We start from the raw sequence: 23,406 nt of genomic DNA, 5'->3' as shown, positions 1-23,406 counted from the left end.
GAAAAATCAGTAAAAGCGAAGGATTCTCCTTAAAATTTCGCTTTGGCTCGCACTAATCTTTGTACACGCTAAATAAATATTTTTAAAAAACAGATGAACATCCTTCGCTTCTACAAAAATGGTGGCTGTCAATCTTCAGGTCAGGACGGGATTGGAATGACCGGAAGATGAGAAATTAAATTTTGAACCAGGATTTGCCCGATTTTTGGATTAACAGGATTATTTTATCTGCATTCCAGAATTTATCTTTAAAATGGGATGCATCGTTTCATTGTAGTAAAAAATCAAGAAAATCCCGTAATCCTGAAAATCAAGGTTCAAAAACTATCCCTAAGGCAGCGCAGCCGCAACCAAAAACGAACCACCAAGAGCGCAAAGAAGTCACAAAGCGCACAAAGATTTTTTCACGCAAACCTTTCTGTCCAGCGTCAACTGAAAAGGGAACGCCAGGATCGAAAAGAAAAAATAGAACTGTATCACAAAATGTAAGCCGAAAACTAAGCAAATCGGTGCTATTTACGCCCGGGGCTGTCCCAAAAGTCGATGAAAGTAAATTTTTATACAAAACATATTTTGGCGTTGAAGAGACAAGATGAATATTTAACAACTATTTTTTCCTTAATTTCTATAAAAAACCGCTCTAACGATTTTAAAATGGTATTTTTTGGGCCTAAATTTTGACACTGGCTTGCCCGGTTTAAATTAAAAAAGATGTTAGCGCTATACTTATACATCTCGTTAACTAAACCGTACTCTTTCATCTGATTAAACATCTTTTTTAAATTATACGCTACTGCTATTATACCAAATTCTGTTTTTACTTTATCTAATCCTCTTAATAAAAAGCCCCTTATTCCAAGATTATGCTTTATTTGTCCAAAAATTGTTTCTATCTCCGAACCTCGTTTGCTGATTAATTTTCTTCCTTCTTCCGTATTCAATCGAGAACGAACCTGCTTTTTATAATCATTAAGCATGACATTTACTCTAACAACACGCGCAGTCTGGCCCTTATAGCACTTCTCTTTCAATGCACAGCCTTCACAACTCTCACTACGGTAAATACGATGCTTTACTTTAAATCCCGTCGACGTAACATTTTCCTGTTCTCCAACATATTCTAAATACCGACCGGCAGGACATTCATAGCGATCTAATTCAGGATCATACCGCATGTTATCTATCAAAAAAGGATTCTCTTTGTATGACTTCTTTTGCTCTTTGTAATAACTACTGTATTTGATATAAGCTTCTACACCTTCTGATTCCAAATATGCATAATTCTCCTCACTTCCATAGCCTGCATCGCCTATTACTCGATTTGGTTGCCTACCATAACAACGCTTGTATGACTCCATAAAGGGCTTTAATAATACGCTATCATTCGCGTTCTGATTTATCGTATAATTCACTATAAATTGATTCTCACTTCCTACCTGAACATTATAACTCGGAAGCAAATCCGTATTATTATGATGATCCCGCTTCTTACTCATAAAGGTAGCATCCGGGTCCGTCTGGCTATAGCTATTCCTACCATTTAGAAGCTTTCGTTGCTTTTCATATTTACGTTGGCGCGGTAAATAATCCTTCTCTATTTTATTTTTTGCTCTCTTTAATTCCTTATTGTCCGGTTCCTTTTTTAACCGCTCATTCAATATATCAACTATTTGTTCAATCTGATGAGAGCTTAAAGTAACATCCTCTCCTAATTCTCCTAAATCTTTATTACCGTATAAACGATTCTCTAAATCATTCTCGTTATCTATCTTCTTTAGTAATTCCTTTAGCTTCTCTTGAAGTACTCTCTGGTAACGGTCTACATTCTTCTTCCAGACTGCCTTGTATTTATTCGCATTCGCCTGAAATTTGCTCCCGTCTATAAAAAGATCATTTAATTCGATATAGCCCAACTCCAATAATTGCTCAACTACATAGGTGAATACTTCCTCTATTTTTCCCTTCAATCGTGATGAACGAAAACGATTTATCGTCCTAAAATCCGGACGACTGTTCCCTGATAACCACATGAAATGAATATTCTCTCTTAAGGCCTTAGCTATCTGGCGCGAAGTAAATATCTTCTGCGTATAGGCATAAATGACTACTTTTAATAGCATCCGCGGATGATACGCGGCCCGACCGCCTCCTTTGTATTCTTTAATTAAAAAATCAATATCCATCTTGTCTATGATGGCATTGATAAACCGAACCATATGATTGGGGTCTATGAGCTCATCTAATGAAGGCGGAAGAATAGTAAGTTGGTTTTGATCGGTAGTTTTAAATGGGATTTTCCGACAACGTTTTGGCTTCATGGTTTTTATTTTAAATTTAATATTTTCAAGTTATTAATGCAAGTTATTTTATGTGCTAAAGACAATAAATAGAACCAATTTAAATCTTGTTTTTATTCATGTTTTTTTGTTGAAATCTTTTACCTTTTCCATAATTTCGTATCACATTTACCAATAAAATTATATTTAAAAACCTGCATATTTATACATCTTGATTTACTTTTGGGACAGCCCCGGGCTGGGGGATGAGTTTTTAAAACAGCACAAAAATTTTCGCATTCCGCCCGATGGGAATTCGGAATGACCGGCAGATGAAAAATTAAATTTTGAACCAGGATTTGCCCGATTTTTGGATTAACAGGATTATTTTATCTGCATTCCAGAATTTATCTTTAAAATGGGATGCATCGTTTCATTGTAGTAAAAAATCAAGAAAATCCTGTAATCCTGAAAATCAAGGTTCAAAAACTATCCCCAAGGCAGCACAGCCGCAAGCAAAATCAACCACAACGTGCGCAAAGTAATTTTCTCGCAGATTAGGTCAATAATCGCAGAAAATGATTAAACAAATTATTGTAAGCGACCACAGAGAGTTCAGAGAAGTCACAAAGGCGCAAAAACTATTTTAAATTAAAAATAGTTTCAATTGCCCTCACCCCCTTTCCAAGAAAAAGAGTCTGGGAGAGTGGGAAGAACTGTTCGTTGGAAATTTTTCTCCAATGATGTTCAATATTTGCGTATTTGTGAGTTTCTATTCAACCATTCAACTAATTAACTATTCAACCAATCCAGCAGCACAAAAATTTTCAAAGCCCGCCCGGGCGGGATTGATCTTCCAGAGGAAGTATCCAAAAATAAAACAGTAAAGGCTCCCCGAAGGGAGCCTGGTTGAGGGAGGGAGGAGGAAATTTTAGAGATTGAACATTCTTCTATTATCTTCAATATCTGCTTTCTCTTTAAGCTGTTCGTACCAGCTGGTAAAAATCTGATTACGTTTCTCGTTGAGCAGCCGCGTGCGAATGGCGTCTTTTTGGGCGGCAAAAGCCGTGGAATCAAAAGGCGTTTTTTCCAGCGACTTGAGATAGTAATAGCCGCGGGCGGTTTCTACCAGGTCGGAAATTTCACCGGGTTCCAGAGCAAAAGCCGTGGCATTAAACTCAACCGAAAAGCCGATGCCCGGTACCGTGGAAGCGCGGCTGAAAAGCGGGGTAATATCATGACGCAGTTTCTTTTCGGGATCGCTTTCGGCAATGCTGGCAAAATCTTCGCCCGCCTTCACGCGATCGCTGAATTTTTCAATATGCGCTTTAGCCATGGCCTTGGCTTTTTCTGTACGGATGCGATTGATGATCACCTGTTTAACCGATTCCAGCGGTCGGTACCCTTTAGGTTCGATTTGACTGACGGTGACAACCACATAGCCGTCGTTTACATTAAAAATATTCGAAACCTCGTTCAGTTCTGCCGAAAAGGCAAAAGCTTTAATGGCGGCATGATTGCCGATGCCGGGAATAAAGTCGCCTTCTTTAGGGAAGAGAGGCGTTGTTTTGACCTGATAGCCCATGGTTTTGGCCTGCTCAACAAACCCGTTTGTTTTGGCGTCTTCGGCAAACAGACGGGCGTTGTGTTCCACGCTTTCGATACGCGAAGGAGCCGGATGAACTTTCATTAAGATATGGCTGACTTTAACCTTTTGTTTGCCGTCTTCAACCTTTTTGTCTTCTACTTTAATCAGGTGGAAGCCGTAGCTGGTTTGAATGGGGCCGACAATCTCGCCCACTTTGGCATTAAAGGCGGCTTCCTCAAACGGCTTAACCATATCGCCGCGCGCAAAATAACCCAGCTCGCCTTTGTTGTTTTTAACCGAGGGATCTTCGGAATACTCCAGAGCCAGGTTGTTGAAGTCTTCGCCGGCGGCCAGACGTTTTTTGATGGATTCGAATTCCTGCATGACCGCCTGGGTGTCTTCTTTAGTTGTTTTGATCTCGAACTTAACGTACGAAAGCGCCCGGCGTTCTTTTTGTTCAAAATCCTTTTTGTGTTCATTGTAATACTTTTCAATTTCCTGATCGGTGACCTGTAAAGAGTCGGAAATGAACTGAAAACTGTTGACGCCCAGGTATTCTACTTTTACCTTAATATTGTTTTTCTCAAAGGCATCAAGTACTTCTTCGTCGCTGACGCGCACTGAATTGGTGATGATGTTTTGCAATTTGACGTATGGAATTTGCTGACGATAAATCTGTTCGATCTGCATCCAGGGGATATTGGGATTACCCAGCGCGGCGCGATATTTATTCATGTCAAACACGCCGTTGGTCTGAAAAGAAGGGTGACGTTTAAAGTCTTCCAGCGGATAGTTTAGAATCTGGTAAACCACTTCGGAATCGCTAACGGCAATGCCCAGGCGCTTCATCTCTTCTTCGAACAGGGTCTGTTGAACAAATCGTTCCCACACCTGGTCGCGTAATTTTTGTAAGTCGTCGTCTGTGTAGCTCTCTTTGCCGGTTCGGGCTTTATCTTCACGGTAGATTTGTTGAAAAAGCTCATTAAACTCACTGTACGACAGTTTTTTGCCATTGACCTCGCCTACCACATCGCGTCTATTAGATTGAGCGCTGTAATCAGCCCCCCATTCAAAAACCATTAACGCGATAAAAGAAGCCGCAACCAGAATGATGAATATTTTACTGAATTCCCGCATCTTGGTCATCATAAAGCCGAATTCTCCTTTATTCTAAATTCATTTTAATTAAGCCAATGAATTTAATCTTAAAATCCATGAAATTCAAATTTGTTGTTATTTTCATTTTTTTAATCAATTATTAACGTAGATTCAGGAAAACGTGTTCCGAAAAAGATGCCTGCCGGGCCGATTTACGATTCAAAATTTTTGCACGCTGTTTTGGAATATTTCCTTCAAAAGATTTCTTCCGCCAGGACGGCATCGAAAAGACAAATCACACCTATTAGAGCGAACTCAGTGATCATGTGATTTATTGTTTTAAAATTTTCCCATAATAATCAAATATGTTGCAAAAACGAAACATAATTTTTTTAAAATGTTGCGACTATGCAACATTTTAAAAAGATCTACGCTGGGTAGCTTATTTCAGGTTACGTTGTAAATTAAAAACTTACCTTGCAAAAATGCGCTTCTGTGTAAAATGGTACATTTTTTGATAATATATACTACCTGTATTTAATGCGAAAGAGGAGGGTAGTCGGTTATGCGCTTGCGTTTTTTTCAACTCACATCTTTGTTATTATTATTTGTTCTAATGAGCTCCTGTTCTTCCAGCTACCAGCTTATTGGGAAAGTGCAGGACAATTCTTCCAACTTTATTAATGGGGCGGTGGTGGTTGTTAAAGATTTAAAGAGAAATGACAGCACCAGAACCTATACGGATTATAGCGGGGGATTTAGTGTAAACAAAATAAAGTCACCTAATGTAGAGGTCATAATTCGCGCCCCGGAATATTTACCGTTATCGCGCAGAATGACTTTAGGAGAGAAAGTGACTTATGAGTTTTTTGAACTGGAAAAACGGCCAACCATTATCTCAGGTACGGTAATCGATAAAAATAAAAAGCCTGTATCTAATGTGCAGGTGATAGATGGCATGGGACAGCTATTGGGTTTTACGGATGAAAATGGAAAATTTACGATAGACAAAGGATTTAATCCCAAATTAGAAGTTGTGCTCACCTTCAGAAAAAATGGTTTTAAACCAACTTTTCGATCCATTGTGCCTACCTTATATGAAAATAACAATCTTGGTATGATATTGCTGGATTCATTACCGATTTATGTAAACCGGACTGAGAGCAGCGCAGATAAAATTACGCAGAATGATCTGGAAACCTCGCAAACGGTATTTGGACTCAATAGAAGCGGTAAGGTTAATGAATTTTTAAAAAATAGGGAACGGTTTTCTTTCCAGGATTTTGCCGATTTATTGCGCCAGATTAATGCTAATCTCACCGATGAGAGTATTATGAAACAGTTAGAAGAGATGATTAACTCGAGTAAGGTTAAGGAAGAAGACGGCTATTACAAAAGCCTGATTTATCAAGGAAATTGAAACGCAATCATTTGTAATTATTGAATAAAATTTCTGCAAAGCGTTTAAAAATTTTTACAGAGGTAAAAATCATGAAAAGAGTAAAATATTTGGTGATCATTTTGATTCCGTTGTTATTCGGGCTCTGGAGTTGCGGCGAAAAAGGTAAAGAAAAAGAGCAGAGAGCATCAAATGTAGAAGTGGTTGAAGGCTTTCCGTCTCAAACAGACGAAGCGGTTGAAAAAACTCAGAAAGCTCAGCGTGAAGATCAACAGATTGCCGGTAAGGATCAAGCGCAAAGCAGGCAAGAGGATGCTGTTGGAAAAAGAGAGAAGCAAACATACGCGCCAGAAACGAGCACGTTTAGGAAAGAAACAAAAGTTAGAAGAACGCCCCGTTATCCGGTAACCATACGCGTCGATATTCCAAAAATTACTGGTATTGAAACAACTTACAAAATTATTCACGTTGGGCGTGATATTTATGAAGGAAGCCAAAGCGAAATTACCTTGAAAATCGATTCCACCAATTTTGACAAAGAGGCCCAGCTAATAGCGCCGTTCTACTACCCCATTAAATTCCTATTTAAAAAAGATGAAAAAATCAATCTCCGTTTACAACCCATTCTGGCCAGAGTCAAATTTTATGACAAGTCCGGTTTATATAGTCAAAAATTAAACAAGATAATCGTGAAAATAGAAGGCAAAAAGGTCGGCGAAACCGACCAGCAGGGGCTTGCGCAAATCTATTTAAAAAATGAAGGGAGTAATCAGCTCGAATGTTATAAAGCTGGTGTTATTAAGCGACAATATGTGGCTTTAAATTTTACCAATCCGGATTCGTTGTATGAAATTGGTTTAGATCCATTTGAACATTTTGTACAGTTAAAACTTATGGACGACAACGGTAAGCCGCTTTCTCAGAAGAGTATTGTGCTGTACGGTGGGCGAGGAATAACCTTAAAAGGCGTTACACAGCGCAATGGTTTTATTAAGTTTTCCAGTGTAAAGTTAGCCCCGGGTATTTATACGATTCAAATTCCTGACTATAGTTTTAAGAACGATCGTTTGGAAATCACCGCTGATGCGCTTGATAATGAAAGAAGATATCTCTCTTTAAAAATTCCTTTAAAAATAGACTGGTATATAGAAGCGGATATCCGTATGGCATCTTTAAAGCTATTTTCTGCCGACGATAAGCTGATTACAGAGGGCACAGGCAGCCTTAAGGTAAAATTACCTAAAGGCGTTTATAAAGTTGTAGCAGACTATAAAGATGCGCACAGAGAAGTTATATTCTCGGCGACCGATACCCCGCATCGTCTTAGCATAATTGTGATGCATCCCTATTTAAGCGCGCTCAAATGGCAGAAGGACAATCCGGGGAAAAAGATACCGTCCAACTATATTCAGGCTATGCAAAATATTTCGCCCGGCGACGAATACTTCGTCGATTCCAGGTTATTCCTGGCAAAAATATTTATTGATTATTTTAAGAAATATGACATGGCAGTTCGCATGTACAACGACATTTTTGAGGCCGACAGGAGTAGCCAGTATAAAAGCGATATTCTGTTTCAAATGGCGCAGGCCATGATGTTGTCCACCGACAAAATGAAAAATACAAAACGAGAAAAAGAATTACGTTTGCAACAGGCATTAAATGAATATTGTGATAAGGCCTGGGCCTATTTAAGCTATTTACCGCAAAAATCCCGAAAAATGTGGGGGATGAAAATCACGGCCTTACGTGGCGAACTCAATTATCGTCTATCCACTTATAAAGAAGAGAACAATGATACACGGGCAGCCCGACGTTATGCCGAGGCAGCCAAAGATTATTTTAAGCAATTTAAGATGGATTATGAAAATCTGGCCGCTTCCAATAAACTGAAGCAGGAACTTAAAAATGATTATTATCGGGTAAGCGATTTGTTAAGCATGCTTGAATCCAAAATCTTTTAATAGTGGAGCTCAAAATGAGAAGATTCTTTATGAAGAGTATGGTCGCAATGGTTCTACTGTTTTTACTTTTGATGGTATTGGCCAATAGTTGCTCTAAAAAAGGAAAAACGCTGGAGACCTATTACTTTCCTGATCAGATGACGAATATTGAACAATTGACAACTCAGATGAACCTGTTGACTTCTCCGTTAGATGATCTTCCTGTGGGGCGACAATTATCTCTTTTATTCACCATCGAACGTCATTTAGAGTTGGTTCAGGTGTTTGATGCCTATTATAATGATTTAAATGAGTCCTTATTGAACGTGCTGAAGAAGTATCAATCCTTTTTAGAAGGCTCGTTTTTCAAGTTGCAAATCGCGCTTCTCGAACGCAAATATGGAAATGCGACGTTAGCTCTAAAATACCTGGAAGATTTTAAAAATGACCCGCACACGCCTGATAAGTTTAAACAGTTTGCCGGGGATTTGTTGGCCGCTCTGGATGCACAAAAAAGCATGCAAGCCGTATTTAAAAAATACGTGAACGATCGAGAAATCAATGAATTAGCCTACGTGGTTTTGACTACGTTTAAAGATAAAGATGTCGCATTAGATATTTCGCCGGCGTTAGCGAGGTCGAATTATTTGAAGTTTATTGCGGAAATCGACCAACAACAGTATCTGGAGGCGATCAGGCTGGGGCTTGAATTTGACTATTTTTCCACCCCTTTGTATCAGGAAAGAGTAAATGTAAAAGAAACTCATCGTCAAATTGACAAACCGTTTTATGATTTAGATTATTACAGGCATTTGCTGCGGCTAATGCAGGGATTATTTGAAAATCGCAGCCAACGATTTTTAGGAAGCGATGTCCAGTCTTTTATTGCTCAACTGGATTCTACCAGACAGGAAAGACTTTTCTACTATCTACTTCAAATTACCGACGGCTTTTACTTTGTGCCGATTTCTAATTTTTCTGCTTATGAAAAATTGCTAAATACCCTGGCCAGAACAGATTTTCAGAAAGCGCTGTTAGCAATACAGTCAAAGGCCATACGTTTACGCTCCCATCCTTCTGCAAATACCAGATTAGAGATCCCTGCACTCCCGGATTTTTATCATCCGTTTATGCATACCATCCTTCGAGTTTATGCTATTAAACAATATAGCAAAGCAGGTGCGCCAATAGACATGGAAGAAATCGAATCCGTAAAGGAAGATGTTTATGCGAATGCGCTTCAGGATGTGTATCGCGAAAAACTACTTTCCTACCTTGGTGAGGGATTATTAAAGATAAAAAGATGGAAAGAGGCTTCCATCTATTTGAATTATAATGTGCGTAGCGGTTATAAGATGAATCAGAACGACGCGTTGATTCTGGGCAAATTAGCCTTTGCCTATTTTCAAGAGAAAAACCAGTTGAGTCTAAGTGTGTGGATATTAAAAGAATTAAGTAATGCGTTGCCTTATGCAAAAATTTTGCATCTGTATAATCAATTCTATTTGCAGGCGCGCTATTTTAAAGTGAGCGGTGAAAAAGGAACAAAGGTGAACAGGGGAGAATAGTAAAAATGAAACTAAAATATTTATTATCTAATTTGTTAATATTATTGGCGCTTCAGGCTTTGGCGCAGGAACCCATATCTATTTTACGTTACATCGAAAAAGACGCACCCGCAACATTTGATCCAATTACGGTAAAAGATCCAAGTTCGATAAAATTGACAGAGTTATTATTTGCCCGGCTATACACGCAAAATCGTTATGTCGAAAGGGTACCGGAACTGGCTGACGGGGAACCGGAACTCAGAAATGACAATCGTGTGGCCATTGTGAAATTAAAACCGGGTATTAAATTTTCTGACGGCACGCCGATTACGGCAGATGATGTGGTATTTACATTTAAGGCCGCAATCAATCCACAATCGGACACATTCAATAAGAGCGTTTTCGAAAATATCGCCGATATTAAAGCCCTTGATCAATATACGGTTGAGGTGGATTTTACCTATCCGGTTATGGATGCTAAAAAATATTTAATGTTTTTCATCATCCCGAAAGACGCCTTTTTAAGTCCTAAAATACGAAAGACATTAAGTTATTGCCGTAATCCGGAACCTGTTTCGGGAGGCTATAAATTAAAAGTTTCTTCTATTGTGGGAACGCGCTATCAATTAGAAAAAAATAACTATTACAAAGGGACACAGGAGCCTAAAATTCATGAAGTTGAGATGAATGTTTATCCAAATCCCAGAGGGCATGTTGACCAGTTGCGCAACAACCAGATCGATTTACTACCCTTTGTGTTGCCCGAGGCGCTGAGCATCATCCGCAATGATTTCCGTTTTAAATTGGAAGCCTACGACGCCAATCAATATGATTTTATCGCCTTTAATCTAAAAAATGATCTTCTAAAATTCGTCCAGATTCGTCAGGCCATGAACCTGGCCTTTAATAGAAGGGATGTGTTAGAGTCGTTTTTTCTGAATGAAGGGGAGTTAATGAGCGGGCCGTTCCCCTCTTCGCATCCGGGCTATAATAGTTCAGTTAGACCCTGGGAATTTGATCGCAATATGGCCAAAACAATTCTTGATCATTCGGGCTTTGTGGATAGTGATGGCGATGGCATCCGTGACTTCAATGGAAAACCCCTTGAGTTTCGCTTGCTGGCAGGACTGGCCAATGATCAAAACTACAATGCTATCATCAATGCTTTTATCCAACAGATGAAATTAATCGGAATCAAAATTAAATTAAACAGCTTTCTGGCGGACATATTTGAAGAGAAATTGATCCGCGGTGATTTTGATCTGGTTTATTTTAATATTAAAGTTACCCCGGCCGGCGATTATTCGCCTTTCTTTCTCAGTTCCGAAGCCTATCCCGGCGGCAAAAATATCGGATATTATTATAATCCTGTTGTTGATACGCTTTTTTTGCAGGCAAAATTAACGACCGATTTTCAATTACAAACGCAAATTTTACAGGATGTCCATAAGGTATTACGGGAAGATTGTCCGTGGATATTTTTATGGTATTTGCGCTATCATGCCGCTTATGTGCGCAAGCTGAAAAACGTGACCATCAATCCCTTTTTCTTTTTTACAACGATCGAAGAATGGTTCTATGAAAGGTGATCGGAGAGGGCTCCATGAAAATACTTAAAGGCGTGTTGAGTTTTTTAATTGTTTTTATTTTTCAGATTTTTGTAATAACCCTGGTTGAGTATTTGATTTTTGTCAGCATCCCTGGTATTCGCCAGGAATTAATTGAGAGTCTGGCCGGGAAATCGGTCCATATTAATCATATTATTTCTTATCTCTTTATCTATGTAGAATGGTTTGGTAATATTTTATTCCGCGGAGACTTTGGCCTTTTAACCAGCAATGGACAGCCCATAAATCAGTTTATATTTTATTGTACGCGTTTAACATTAAAACTGGTTGTCGGTGGATTGTTATTTTCGATTGTGATGAGCCTGGGGCTGATATTGCTCAAACAGAAATTCTCTGATTCCAGAATCGTTAAAGGCTTGCTGAGTGCAATTCAGATTCTTTCCAGCATCCATTATATCGTTTTGGGCTATTTTGTAGTGGTTTTCTGGACGGCCATTCGTTATGATGATTCCCTTTGGCCCCTGCTGGTTTTAGCGATCGGCAATAGTATGTTAAATGACATGATGCATTTGATCGAGGAAGAGTATCAACAAATTATTAACTCCAAATATATGCGGGCAGCCAGGGCGCGCGGGGGAAATCTGTTTAAAAATGTGTTAAAGCCTTTTGCTATTGCCTTAATTCGCATCGTAAATTCCAAGTTTCCCATGGTACTGGGCGGTTCGTTCATCATTGAATTTGTGCTGAATATCGAAGGTCTGGGAATGCAAATTTTACGGCACGGCATCAATGGCATGAACTATAATCTGCTGCTCATTATTACGATGATCATAACGGTGTTTATTATTTTCGTCAATACGCTTACAAATTATACGCAAAAGATTTTAGATCCGCGACCGGTGAGGTAAACTATGAATAAAACATTGAAAAAGATTTTGCTTGTGTTGGCCGTTATTTATGCAATCTTAATTATGATGGGTATTTTTGATTACATTCCGCCCAATTTTTACAAGCTACACCAGGCAAATTTTTCACAGGCTCTTCCACCTTCTGCAGATCATTTACTGGGCACCGACTGGTGGAAAAAAGATGTGTTTACGGAGTTTGTGTACGGTGCAAAATCCACGTTTTATTCCGGAATGTTGGCTGGCATCCCGTTTCTGATTTTTGGGATTCTGTTAGGCGTGGGTAGCGCCTATCAGGCCAATCGTACCTCTTATTACCTGGACAAACTACTGGAGATTTTAAATTCATTCCCCAAGCTAATTGTCCTTTTGATCATCATCGGTTTATTTGGGAACCACATGGTTATGTTAATGATGATCTTTGGGATTATCAGCGCGCCCAAATTGGCGGAACTTATTAAAGGGAAGGTCCTTGCCTTGCGCAAAGAAGCCTTTGTCGATTCTTCGATTGCGCTGGGCCTTTCGCATGCGCAGATTATTTTTAAACACATTCTTTACTACAATTGCCGGCATATTATAATCGGTCAATTCTTTTTCATTTATGCCGCCGCCATCTTAGTTGAAGCCAGTTTGAGTTACGTAAATCTTGGATTTAGCCAGACCAGCGCGAGTTGGGGCTATATGTTAAGCGAGGCCAGGAGCGAGCCTAAAACTTTATTTACCTGGCCCTGGGATTCTGATTTTAATCTTAAGGCCTTTGTGGTCATTAGTTCCCTGACTTTATTGACATTGAGTATGGTTTATCTGGCGGAGTGGTTGAAAAACAGAGATCACCTTTTGAAAGGTATAGAATGAACTCTAAATCGAATAAAGAAAAGCCAATTCTTGAAGTGAAAAAATTGCGGATAGGGCTGGGCAGAACGTTTCCTTTGTTCTACCCCTCTTATGAAACGGAATTCTCCATTGAGCGCAATACCATTCTGGGGATTGTAGGAGAATCCGGATCCGGGAAGACGCTCACCTCCATGGCCATTTTAGGCATTCATGAGGTGTATCCGGGAATACTGCAGGGAGAGATTAATTACCATTTTTCTTCAAACGTATCCGTTAGATTGTTGGAGCGATTGGCTTTATTTAAGAATGTAAATGGCAGCCTCTATCCGCAGGTGCGTTTTAAAGCATGGCGCAATAATGTTGAGCAATTAATGCGTAAAATCTGGGGAAAGTATATAGGCATTGTTTTTCAAGATAGCGTCCAATCACTCAATCCCTTTTTAAGCGTCGGCAGCCAGATGATGGATGCCTTAACAATTCAGGACCTATCGGAAGAAGAAAAGTATGACCGGGTGATGGAGCTTTTAAAAGAAGTCAATCTTCGAAATCCGCAGGCTGTGTTTAAGTCGTTTCCTCATGAATTAAGCGGAGGAATGGCGCAGCGCGTGATGATTGCCATGGGAATAATCGGCAATCCCGAATTTGTGATGCTGGATGAACCCACGATTGGCCTGGATGTAACGTTGCAGGCCGCCATTACCGATTTGTTATTAAACATCTGGGAAAAACGCCGTTTAAGCGGGATTATCATCTCCCATGACCTGAAGTTTATTTCACGCGTGACGCAAAAAATTATGGTCATGTTAGGAGGAGAGGTATGGGAAATAGGTCCTGCCCATGTTCTAACGGATTTGAAAGAAGAGCGTAAGCATCCCTATACCAAATATCTGTTGTTGAAATCAGACCTGAACCGCCAGGTGGAAACCGTTGAAACAGGAACCGATGTGCCTGTGTTGCAACATGGCAGCGATCGAGGATGCCATTATCGCACGCGTTGTGTTTTTTACAATAAATATGCCAATCCTCAATTAAAAAAGAAATGCGAAACACAACGCCCGCCCATGATTCAGGTCGCAGACAACCATAGCGTGCGTTGTTGGCAGTTTGAACAGGAAAATTAAGATGAAAAATCAAACCATTTTAGAAGTAAAAAATCTGAGCAAATCGTTCTGGATAAAAAAGTCGGGCTTTTTAAAAAAGAAGCGTATTGAAATTAAAGCCGTGGATGGCGTGAGCTTTTCTGTGGAAAGAGGCGAAGTGCTGGGCATTGTCGGAGAGAGCGGTTGCGGCAAAACGACGTTAGGCAAAATATTGATCAAACTGCTCATGCCCGATTCGGGGAAGATATTGTTTGAAGGCGAGGATGTAACGCATCTTTCCATTACCGATTTCCGTCCTTTTAGAAAGAAAATTCAGATGGTCTTCCAAAATCCTTATGCCAGTTTAAACCCGGCCATGCCTGTTGGAGAACAATTAGTAGAGGCCATAAAATTGGGCCACGAACAGGTTGCCAGTTCGGATGTTAATGCCTTAATAAATGATTTGTTGAATAAAGTAAACTTATCCAGAGAAATATTGACGCGTTTACCCCATCAATTGAGTGGTGGCGAAGCCAGAAGAATAGGCCTGGCCCGCATTTTAGCCGTCAACCCGCAAATTATAATTTTAGACGAGCCAGTTGCTTCGTTAGACCTTTCCATTAAAAACAACGTGATTCATCTATTGAAAGAATTAAAAGAAACGTTAGGGTTGACTTACATCTGGATTACGCACGACATCGAAGTGATAAAATATTTAGCCAACCGCATTGTGGTGATGTTCGGAGGGCAAATCTGTGAAATCTTTTCACCGCAATCGCATAAAAACGATTACCATCCCTATACCAAGCTGCTCTTTACCGCAGCCGAAAAAGTAGCGGGCGATTTTAATAAATGGGAAAAAATTGGCAATATCCGCGGAATAGAAGAGTTAAACTATCAAAACGTGAATGGCGGCCGTACTGGTTGCTCTTACGCCTTTCTTTGCAATTTATATCAAGATAACAATAAACCAGTTGTTTGTATTGACCAAAAACCTCCATTGAAACTTCAAAAAGAGGATCGGAAATGGATTGCATGTCATTTACAAGGTTAAACAGACGTACGTTTTATCTCGGGCTTTTTACGGTCTTTTTTGCCTTAATATTCGCTTATGGACAGGAGATAGACCTGAAAAAACAGTTGTATGAAATATCGATCAACAATGTAAAAATACTTTATACGAACGGCGACAAAGCGGGAGCTTTTAAACGCCTGGTCAAATTAGAAGAACGTTTCCCTGACGATGCCCTTGTTAAATACATGCTGGCGATTTTGTACTACTGGTATCGGGAAGACCCGCAGCAGGCAAGGAGATATTTTCGGGAAGCACAAAAAATAAACCCTAAATACGACAGACCTCCCGGTAATTTAACCCAGGATGACCTGCTGGAGATCTTTGCCCCCAGAGGGAAGTCCGGGGCTAATTTGAAAATTGTCATTGCCGAAATCGAAAAGTCTATTCAACGCAACAAGTGGAAAGAGGCCGAGGTCAGTTTTATTAGCGGTAAACAGTATATCGATCAGGCGAGCCCGAAAATCCAGGCCATTTATTATTTACAAGGCCTGAGAATTTATGATAAAAAGAAAGAAGAAATTCTCAGCCTGTATTATTTTAATAAAGTTAAAGAAACCTTTTTAAGCGGCAAATATAAACGGCAATTTGAACCTTTTAAAGAAAAATATGCTCCCAGATGGCAACGTTTTAAAAAATTATATGCTGATGTTGGTACGGTGAGTAATGCGATTTCCAACTATTTGAATGAAAAAAATATTGATGAGCTGTTAATTTTTCTCGATCTGTGCTCCGTTATTCATGCAAAAAATAGAGAAGTCAAGTTCTTTCTGGAATTAAAACGGCTCGAGGCATTTCTGAATATTCCAAATTTAAAACGGGCCGAAAAACTGTATCAGTCGCTCAGTTTACAAAAAATCAACATTCAAAACGCGGGCTATCTGGCTACGTTAGATCGACTGCATTCAGAACTATTAATATTAAAAGCAGAACAGATCATTCGTTGGGAAAAAGCCCGAGCAGATTCCTTAATGTTGGTCGGGCTTTATGATGAAGGGATGGCCATCTACAAATCCATTCTGGAAAGGCAGAAAAAAGGCCGATTGGCCGCCCGCTTTGGCAACGAACTCATATATCTTGCGCTGGCTAAAATTCATAAAGATATCGGAAAATACAACAATGCCAGAAAATATTTAGACAGGCTTAAAAAAACCGTTCAGTTACAGCAAAGAGTGAATAGTTTACGCGATTCCATTGCCAAAGCCGAACTATTTGAGAAAACATGGCAAGAAAAAATGCAAGAGGCTAAAAAGGCCTGGGCAAATGCAAATTTTGATAAAGTCATAAACACGGTGCGCCCCCTGTTGCAGTCTCCTTATTTAAGGTATGGAATGAAATTTGACACTTACAATTTGCTGGCAGACGCTTTTGCAAAAAAGGGTTATTTTTACTGGGCAAAACACTTAAAAATGGTGGCCATGCGTTATCCACTTATTGAAAAGTCTTTGACTTTGGATGATGTTAATAAGCAATTGCAACCATTATATCAACAACAAAGATTCTATTTAATGCCTCCTATCGCACGATTTAAATATCCCTTGAAGATCAGATATTATCGTAATGTTGAGTTTTTGATTAAACAACATATGTATAACGACTATGTGGCCGGCAAAAAGCAGGTACGGTTCGCCACAAAATTTATGAGTTCTTCTTCGCTTCCTATTACATCAGGCGCAATCTATTCCATAGAATTTGAAGAGAAGGGCATTAATAAAAATCTTTTAGTAGGCGCAGGCATTCTTACCATGAATGGTTTGATGATGCTTTCAAGATAAAAAGAGGAAGATTATGCAGGCAATGAAACGTTATGGGTTGATTTTGGTATTATTCACTGCTTTGTTTGCACAAAACGGTGAAGAGGCGTTTAACAACAGAATAAGAACTTTACTCAATTCCAAAAATTACAGCGCGGCCTTGACTGAAACCTGGCGTTATCTGGAGCATGATCCATTTAATGTGCTTGCCAGAAGCTGGCAGGTTTACATTTATCTTACCAGAGAAGATAGCGTACAAAGAGCGAAAATCAAAAATGTAATTACCGATGAAGACCCCAGGTATAATTTTCATCTGGTGCTCGAAAACATTGATTTTTTACGCAATGCCAGCCCGGAAAATGAGCTTGCGCGCCAGATGCGAGATAATGTCTTACAAATTTATGATGAATTGTTCGGGGATTTAAAAATCTACATAAACAACTCACCGCTTATTGGTTATTTCAAGGCCAAAGTTAATTTAAAGATCGATACCACGTCCATTCTTTCGCCCATCCAAAAAAAGCGATTGGAAGAAATCAATAGCTATTTCAAAAATGTTGGTGAAATTTACTTTGGCGAATACGATCAGCAAAAGCAAAGGTTCTATTACACTCTACAGGGTGTACCCAAAACAGGCGAATTTCATGGCGGCTTGATCTATTACGTTATCGGGGATACCGATTCAACATTTTTTGAATTTAATACCCAATATCAGGAATCTATAGAAATTGAAGCCGGTAAGTTCACCGCGTTTGAATATATGCTCCCCGCCGATTATGTTCTGCTGTTTTTCCCTAAAAAGTATCGCGTCGTTACGCCTTCAGATCGGCGCCTTAGCTTTCGCCGCATCTATGGCGACAAACAGGCATTTTTAATGCCGGTTGAATGGGTTGATGATTTAAAACTGGAAACACCAGCTCCCATCTGGCAAAGGTACGTGATTTGGGGAGGGATGGCTGGTATTTTTTACTGGCTGGTTTCCACTTCAAGGTAAGGAGAGTAAAAATGAAAAAGATGCTATTCATTTTAATAGCTTTTGTGTTTGTTAGCTTTGTGCAGGCCCAGAAGGTGTCTATTAAAAATTTTAGGAAATTAGAGTTAACCGGTAAATATAACTACCGCAATGTTCTGCTCTCGCCGGATGGTCGTTTTTTGAGTTATGTCATCTTAAACAACAAAAACTACTATCAATACATTTACGATCTGCAAAAAGATCAGACTATTAAATTAGGTAAGCCAATAAGTTCTTCTGGCGATTTTTTACAATTTGGCAGCGTTGACGCTCAGGAAAGGACCGGAGAATTGTGTTGGAAGTACGAAAAAAAATATAATGAACTCTATTTCGATTTTGTTCATGTAGTCAATATGGGCAAAGAAAATTTGTACACAGGCGTAATTAAGTTAAATAATCCTGATTTATCCTGGTTTCAGGGAAAGGATATTCCTGAGAACAAATCATTTATGAAGTATCCCAAAATTGAAGATGCGGGTTTTATTCAGATTTTTTATCCCAGTTTTGCACGGACGGTTGATTATATAAGGGGGCGTCCTATCTTTTATGTGGCGTTTACGGTCGATCGCCGTCTGGTCTTTTTTGATCACCAAGTAAACGGCAGGTATAAATCGATTTTTCAAATTAAAAAATCAGACGAAGAAAAATATGATGATTTTACAACAAAAGAAATTTATACGGAATTGGTGCCTAAGTTTTCGCCCGATGACAACTATCTGGTTTTCATGCGAGACTACAAAGAAAACAGCGATATACTTTTAGCCGATCGTAAAGGCCGGAAAGGGCGCTTTTTTAGCAGAGATAATATATCAACCGTTGCCGCCTCTTCGGCTATTGAAACCTCGCCGGAATGGTCGCCCGATGGAACCAAAATCGCCTATTTTTCAGATAAGGGGCACACGCAAAAATACAGTATTTGGATCTATGACCTGAGAACAGGCCGAAATACAGAATTGGTTTCCAATGTAAATTTAAACGACAGCCGCAACAAAGGCCCGCAATGGGTGGGCAATAGCGGCCTGTTGTATGTAGCTAATGACATTCAGCTAAAAGACCCTCTGATGTATTACCATATCCCGACCCAAAAAGCCATACAATTGCCCACGGGAACGGCCAGCAACTTAGATATCTCCGTTGTGCCGATTGGAAATGGCACCTATCGCGTGGCATTCACCAGCCGCGGGAGCGTTGAAAATAAAGACGAATTGATCTGGACTAAAATTTATGTAATGGATTTAACCATAGAGCTATAAACGTTTTAAGGTGAGGTAAGCCATGAAAAGGTTAAACAATATCCTGTTTTTATTGCTAATATCGATTACAATAAGCTTGGCGCAAAATACGCAAATAACTCTGGATTCTACTTCTGTTGATAATCCCACAGATCCCTTTACGGTGACCGGTAGTTATACACTGGCTATCACCGACACTTTAAGTAAAATACAATATTTCAGGCAGGATAATCCGTCCGCTATAATTGAAGTCACCAATATCGATACAATCAATCAAACTTTTTCGGTAACTATCGATAACGTGGGGAGTTTAGCCGAAGGCAGTTACAATTATGTTTTTCAACTTATCTTGTTAGAAGGTTCAATAGGAGCTGAGGATACATTGAACATTATTGTAGATAAAACCGGGCCTAAAATAGACGGTCATGAAGTTAGCTCGGATTTCTGGTCTTTTGCCTTTCCGCAATTCGAGATTACGGTTCAATTCAGCGAAAAAGTTAAATTAAGGGATGATACAAAGATCAAATTAATTTCTGAAAAAGGAAGGGCGCTCATTATCCCGCCGGAAAAAATAACGCTCCAAAACGACAATTCTCAATTATTTATTCAGGTGAATTTAGACATGATTAACAACGATTCACTTGCACAGTGGACGGGAAAAGTCGGATTATTCATTGAAAAGATTGCAGACCTTCACAATAATATCGTCAATTTACCGCTCGACAATATTATAACGGCCGACTTCATCAAACCACAGGTGGTTGAAATTACGCCTCATTACGGACGTATTTCCCAAAAAGATACAACTGTAACCTTTACGGTTTCTTTTAGCGAAACAGTTAAAAAAGTTCCAGATTTAATAAAAATTAAAAAAGGAGACCTGGAGATTACCCCTAAATTAACTTATAACAACAGCTCTTCATCCTTTACCTTTGATCTGAAATTAGAAGACGTTGAAACAGATTCCTCCTGGAATGGCAATGTTGAAATCGAAATGCAAACATTTAGCGATCAGGCCGGAAATACCAACAATGCCCCGGATTCTGTTTTACCCAGAATTTTTATTGATTTTCTTGCCCCACAAGTCACTCAAACTATTTTATCAACCGATACCATAAATATTGCCTTTATTTCGCAGAATAACTACAGCCTGGTCGGTTTAATTCGTTTTAATGAGCCGTTAGATACGAGTAATACGGAGGCCAACATATCTTTATCGAATCAAAATAATGAATTATCCATACCGGCTAAATTTCTCAGCAATCAACAAGAAATCCGTTTTGTGATCAATCAAGAAGTTCTGGAACAAGAGCAAAAAAGCTGGCAGGATTTTCAAAATATTGCGGAGCTTTCTATTAAAAACGTTCGGGACACGATTGGCAATAAAACTCAAGAAGATTTCAAAATCGGGCAGTTAAAAATCGACGTCGTCAGGCCGGTTCCTCCAACGCTGACCAATGAGATCAATTCAATTGTTAAAGAAAAGTCGATTTCGTTTGAAGGGACTAAAGAATATAAAGCCAAATTGTATTTCAACGGCGAATTATTAAGTGATTTTACAAATGACTCTACCTGGAGCAAATTCAATGTATTCCTTCCTGAAGATGGCTTTTACAAATTTAGTTTCTGGCAGATAGATTGGCTGGGGAATGTAAGCGACACGGTTGATGTAAGAGTTCTGGCCGATCGTCAGGTTCCCCACTTTGTCGGCCAGGGCGCGCAATTACAAATTAATACCGATCCACAAACCAATAAACCCTACTTTATTCTCTTTTTGTATTTTAATGAAATTGTAAATTTTGAACCGAATGCCCATATCCAATTAAAAACAGAGAACGACTATTTTCAGATAGAAGCCTCCGAAGCGCAAAACTTGAGCACCATTCAAAAATTTATCATCAAAGATTCAATCCAGATTAATCAATTATTTAACTGGCTAAAACAGCAAAAAGATATTCAGATTTATCTGCCGGCCGAAACCATTGCCGACCTGGCGGGGAACAAAAATTCGGGCGATTTAACACATGACGTTTTTGTTTTTATAGAAAGTATGATATCAGAGGTTAGTTGGATCAATAAATATATAAGCCCCAACCAGGATGGAGTCAATGACGAGCTAAGAGCCAGCGTTTTCTTGAATTCGAAAGTGCCGGATCAAATACTATTTCGTGTGGTGACGCTAAATAATAATGGACAAAGTATTCTGCAAATCAATGAAATTTTTAAAATTTCCCAGGACGCTGGGAAAACTAAACTTTTTGAAAACGGACAATTAAAATTAAATGCCAGTGGGAGCGATTCAAATCGAGTGGTTTATGTTGATTTTAAATGGGCCCCGACTGACCTGGAGGAAGGAAAGTACGTTGTAAGTTTTTATGTTCAAGAGATATGGGAGCAAGCGGCCAGTTTAAATATCGGCTCTTTACCTGTTAGTGCGGCGATTTTTAGCGATGTAACGCCTCCGGAAATTATGCGCATAACGCCCGTGGCCGGAGACAATAACCAATATATTGATATTCAACCCGATTTCGTTTTTACAATTGATAACGAAAAAGAAAACAGCCCTATAAAGGACGCTTACCTGATGTTTTCGCGAGCGATAATAAATGATGCGATACCAATTGACTCGTTACAGATGGATCTGTTCCCTTATAAGCCGGGTGAGGTTTATGAATTTAATTGTAAAGCTTACAATATAAAGTTGGAGCCCGGCGCTTTAACGGTAACCGTGACTCTGGTAGATTCGGCCAATAACAAAACATTGCGTCGCTTACACTATACGGTTGTTGGCGATACGGTGGAGGGCATTAAAGATATTTACAATTTCCCCAACCCATTCAATCCCAAACAGGGGCAAAAAACCAACATCGCTTTTGCCTCCGGACAATTAAATACCTTTAAACTTTACATCTTTGATATGGGATTCAATCTGGTTTACTATGAAGAGTTTTCCTCCAGGCTACCAGGGTTGGCAAGCTTCAGAAAAACAGTCCCGTGGGATGGCACCAACCTAAGAGGAGAAATCGTGGCCAATGGCGTTTATTTTGCGCGCATTGTTTCTGACAACTTTAAAAGCCCCATTTTAAAAATTGTTGTAAACAATAAATGATGGAGATAAAACGATGAAGACCATTAAAACCTGGCTTTGGCTATTCTTCTTAAGCGTTTTGCTATATGCAGGGGATTTGCCGACCGCCTTTTTACAAATCAATCCAGACGCCACCAGCATGGCATTGGGAGGAACGAATGAAGCGTACTTAAACGGCGGTAGCGATTTATTTGTAAACCCTGCTTTGATGGTATTCCATGAAAATAAATGTGTCCAGTTTTCGAATATCATCCAATGGGATCTGATGCAATATTTTAGCTTTGCCGCCACCGTCCCGATTTATGGCCGGCATGCATTTGGAATGGGCACTATTGGAGTTAATGTGCCGGATATTCAGGAATACGATGAAAACGGCAATTACCTGGGGAATTTCGATAATTATTTTTACTCTGTTTTTATTGGCTATGCCTATAAGTTTTTTCCTTTTACTCTGGGATTGAGCGTAAAATACGTCGGTAGTCAATTTGCCGCACAATCGCAATCTAACAATGGCAGCGGATTTGGTTTTGAAATAGGCGTTACTTATATGCCCTGGCACGATTTGAGAGTCGGCGCCAACTTTAAGAATAGTTACGAAATAAAATGGAATGATAGCTACCACGATTACAGCCCGAAACAAATGGGCATTGCTTTCGATTATCATCCGGAGTGGATAAGAAAGGGCTTTGCCCATTTTCTGTTAGGCTTCAAACAAATGGAGCAGGAACCCTTAAAGTTTAATGCCGGCTTGGAGATTTTTCCCATTAAAGACCTGGCCGGCGTAAAATTTATAAGCTTTCGGGCCGGCGTGGGTAATGTTAATATGGAACTGCGCGACAAGCTGGTAACATTCGACTTGCTCCGCACTTCCGAAAAATTTTATAGTCTGGGCGCCGGATTGTTAATGAATTTTGGAAGCAGTTTCCATTTCGAACTGGATTATAGCTACAGAATTTTAGATGTCTTAGATAATCAACAAGTTGTATCCACTAAAATTTGGTTTTAATT

Annotated in this window: 16 protein-coding genes; 14 read left to right on the top strand and 2 right to left on the bottom strand. The window is 39.4% G+C overall.

The window, feature by feature from the left end:
• The first annotated feature begins 182 nt into the window (after positions 1 to 182).
• The gene (locus tag Cabys_RS19860) at positions 183 to 596 is read left to right on the top strand and encodes a hypothetical protein (protein ID WP_150109222.1); all 414 of its coding nucleotides are present in this window, start codon (positions 183 to 185) and stop codon (positions 594 to 596) included.
• On the opposite strand, the gene Cabys_RS14260 is transcribed toward Cabys_RS19860, so the two are convergent.
• Positions 558 to 2,318: an IS1182 family transposase gene (locus tag Cabys_RS14260; protein ID WP_071961292.1), complete on the bottom strand. Its 1,761-nt coding sequence runs from the start codon at positions 2,316 to 2,318 to the stop codon at positions 558 to 560. The genes Cabys_RS19860 and Cabys_RS14260 overlap by 39 nt on opposite strands.
• 889 nt (positions 2,319 to 3,207) lie before the next feature.
• Complete coding sequence (locus tag Cabys_RS14255) at positions 3,208 to 5,013, bottom strand: peptidylprolyl isomerase (protein WP_006926814.1); 1,806 nt, start codon at positions 5,011 to 5,013, stop codon at positions 3,208 to 3,210.
• A gap of 514 nt (positions 5,014 to 5,527) precedes the next feature.
• On the opposite strand from Cabys_RS14255, the gene Cabys_RS14250 reads away from it, so the two are divergent.
• The 13 genes from Cabys_RS14250 (at position 5,528) to Cabys_RS14190 (ending at position 23,404) form a co-directional block, all read left to right on the top strand.
• Positions 5,528 to 6,382 carry a carboxypeptidase-like regulatory domain-containing protein gene (locus Cabys_RS14250; protein WP_006926813.1) on the top strand — a complete coding sequence of 285 codons (855 nt, stop codon included), beginning with the start codon at positions 5,528 to 5,530 and terminating at the stop codon, positions 6,380 to 6,382.
• Between the two features lie 71 nt (positions 6,383 to 6,453).
• Positions 6,454 to 8,325: a hypothetical protein gene (locus tag Cabys_RS14245; RefSeq protein ID WP_006926812.1), complete on the top strand. Its 1,872-nt coding sequence runs from the start codon at positions 6,454 to 6,456 to the stop codon at positions 8,323 to 8,325.
• A 29-nt stretch (positions 8,326 to 8,354) separates the two neighbouring features.
• Positions 8,355 to 9,872, top strand: coding sequence for a hypothetical protein (locus Cabys_RS14240; protein WP_071961291.1), 1,518 nt, complete (start codon positions 8,355 to 8,357; stop codon positions 9,870 to 9,872).
• A gap of 5 nt (positions 9,873 to 9,877) precedes the next feature.
• Positions 9,878 to 11,443 (top strand): ABC transporter substrate-binding protein, encoded by a 1,566-nt coding sequence (locus tag Cabys_RS14235; protein WP_006926810.1) that lies wholly within the window; start codon positions 9,878 to 9,880, stop codon positions 11,441 to 11,443.
• A 14-nt stretch (positions 11,444 to 11,457) separates the two neighbouring features.
• On the top strand, positions 11,458 to 12,330 hold the full coding sequence (locus tag Cabys_RS14230; RefSeq protein ID WP_006926809.1) for an ABC transporter permease subunit: 873 nt from the start codon (positions 11,458 to 11,460) through the stop codon (positions 12,328 to 12,330).
• Positions 12,331 to 12,333: 3 nt separating this feature from the next.
• The gene (locus tag Cabys_RS14225; protein WP_006926808.1) at positions 12,334 to 13,182 is read left to right on the top strand and encodes an ABC transporter permease; all 849 of its coding nucleotides are present in this window, start codon (positions 12,334 to 12,336) and stop codon (positions 13,180 to 13,182) included.
• Between the two features lie 35 nt (positions 13,183 to 13,217).
• Complete coding sequence (locus Cabys_RS14220; protein ID WP_169833720.1) at positions 13,218 to 14,282, top strand: ABC transporter ATP-binding protein; 1,065 nt, start codon at positions 13,218 to 13,220, stop codon at positions 14,280 to 14,282.
• 1 nt (position 14,283) lies between these two features.
• A complete protein-coding gene (locus Cabys_RS14215) occupies positions 14,284 to 15,294 on the top strand; it encodes an ATP-binding cassette domain-containing protein (RefSeq protein WP_006926806.1) in 1,011 nt (336 codons plus the stop codon).
• Positions 15,276 to 17,087, top strand: a complete 1,812-nt coding sequence (locus tag Cabys_RS14210; protein ID WP_044280947.1) for a hypothetical protein — start codon at positions 15,276 to 15,278, stop codon at positions 17,085 to 17,087. Before Cabys_RS14215 ends, Cabys_RS14210 begins: the two co-directional genes overlap by 19 nt.
• A gap of 22 nt (positions 17,088 to 17,109) precedes the next feature.
• Positions 17,110 to 18,060, top strand: a complete 951-nt coding sequence (locus Cabys_RS14205; RefSeq protein ID WP_150125339.1) for a hypothetical protein — start codon at positions 17,110 to 17,112, stop codon at positions 18,058 to 18,060.
• An 11-nt stretch (positions 18,061 to 18,071) separates the two neighbouring features.
• A complete protein-coding gene (locus Cabys_RS14200) occupies positions 18,072 to 19,331 on the top strand; it encodes a TolB family protein (RefSeq protein WP_006926803.1) in 1,260 nt (419 codons plus the stop codon).
• A gap of 22 nt (positions 19,332 to 19,353) precedes the next feature.
• On the top strand, positions 19,354 to 22,419 hold the full coding sequence (locus tag Cabys_RS14195; RefSeq protein ID WP_006926802.1) for a hypothetical protein: 3,066 nt from the start codon (positions 19,354 to 19,356) through the stop codon (positions 22,417 to 22,419).
• 13 nt (positions 22,420 to 22,432) lie between these two features.
• Positions 22,433 to 23,404 carry a PorV/PorQ family protein gene (locus tag Cabys_RS14190; RefSeq protein ID WP_006926801.1) on the top strand — a complete coding sequence of 324 codons (972 nt, stop codon included), beginning with the start codon at positions 22,433 to 22,435 and terminating at the stop codon, positions 23,402 to 23,404.
• Positions 23,405 to 23,406: the final 2 nt, after the last annotated feature.

It is taken from the genome of Caldithrix abyssi DSM 13497 (genome assembly GCF_001886815.1).
Lineage (GTDB): Bacteria > Calditrichota > Calditrichia > Calditrichales > Calditrichaceae > Caldithrix > Caldithrix abyssi.
Note: the sequence above shows the minus strand (reverse complement) of the source record. Positions and strands in the feature narration are given on the sequence as shown.

What these genes read in the sequence shown, in the direction of transcription:
- Cabys_RS14260 (WP_071961292.1), bottom strand. Translation starts at nt 2,318, where the DNA reads ATGAAGCCAAAACGTTGTCGGAAAATCCCATTTAAAACTACCGATCAA.
- Cabys_RS14255 (WP_006926814.1), bottom strand. Translation starts at nt 5,013, where the DNA reads ATGATGACCAAGATGCGGGAATTCAGTAAAATATTCATCATTCTGGTT.
- Cabys_RS14250 (WP_006926813.1), top strand. Translation starts at nt 5,528, where the DNA reads ATGCGCTTGCGTTTTTTTCAACTCACATCTTTGTTATTATTATTTGTT.
- Cabys_RS14245 (WP_006926812.1), top strand. Translation starts at nt 6,454, where the DNA reads ATGAAAAGAGTAAAATATTTGGTGATCATTTTGATTCCGTTGTTATTC.
- Cabys_RS14240 (WP_071961291.1), top strand. Translation starts at nt 8,355, where the DNA reads ATGAAGAGTATGGTCGCAATGGTTCTACTGTTTTTACTTTTGATGGTA.
- Cabys_RS14235 (WP_006926810.1), top strand. Translation starts at nt 9,878, where the DNA reads ATGAAACTAAAATATTTATTATCTAATTTGTTAATATTATTGGCGCTT.
- Cabys_RS14230 (WP_006926809.1), top strand. Translation starts at nt 11,458, where the DNA reads ATGAAAATACTTAAAGGCGTGTTGAGTTTTTTAATTGTTTTTATTTTT.
- Cabys_RS14225 (WP_006926808.1), top strand. Translation starts at nt 12,334, where the DNA reads ATGAATAAAACATTGAAAAAGATTTTGCTTGTGTTGGCCGTTATTTAT.
- Cabys_RS14215 (WP_006926806.1), top strand. Translation starts at nt 14,284, where the DNA reads ATGAAAAATCAAACCATTTTAGAAGTAAAAAATCTGAGCAAATCGTTC.
- Cabys_RS14210 (WP_044280947.1), top strand. Translation starts at nt 15,276, where the DNA reads ATGTCATTTACAAGGTTAAACAGACGTACGTTTTATCTCGGGCTTTTT.
- Cabys_RS14205 (WP_150125339.1), top strand. Translation starts at nt 17,110, where the DNA reads ATGAAACGTTATGGGTTGATTTTGGTATTATTCACTGCTTTGTTTGCA.
- Cabys_RS14200 (WP_006926803.1), top strand. Translation starts at nt 18,072, where the DNA reads ATGAAAAAGATGCTATTCATTTTAATAGCTTTTGTGTTTGTTAGCTTT.
- Cabys_RS14195 (WP_006926802.1), top strand. Translation starts at nt 19,354, where the DNA reads ATGAAAAGGTTAAACAATATCCTGTTTTTATTGCTAATATCGATTACA.
- Cabys_RS14190 (WP_006926801.1), top strand. Translation starts at nt 22,433, where the DNA reads ATGAAGACCATTAAAACCTGGCTTTGGCTATTCTTCTTAAGCGTTTTG.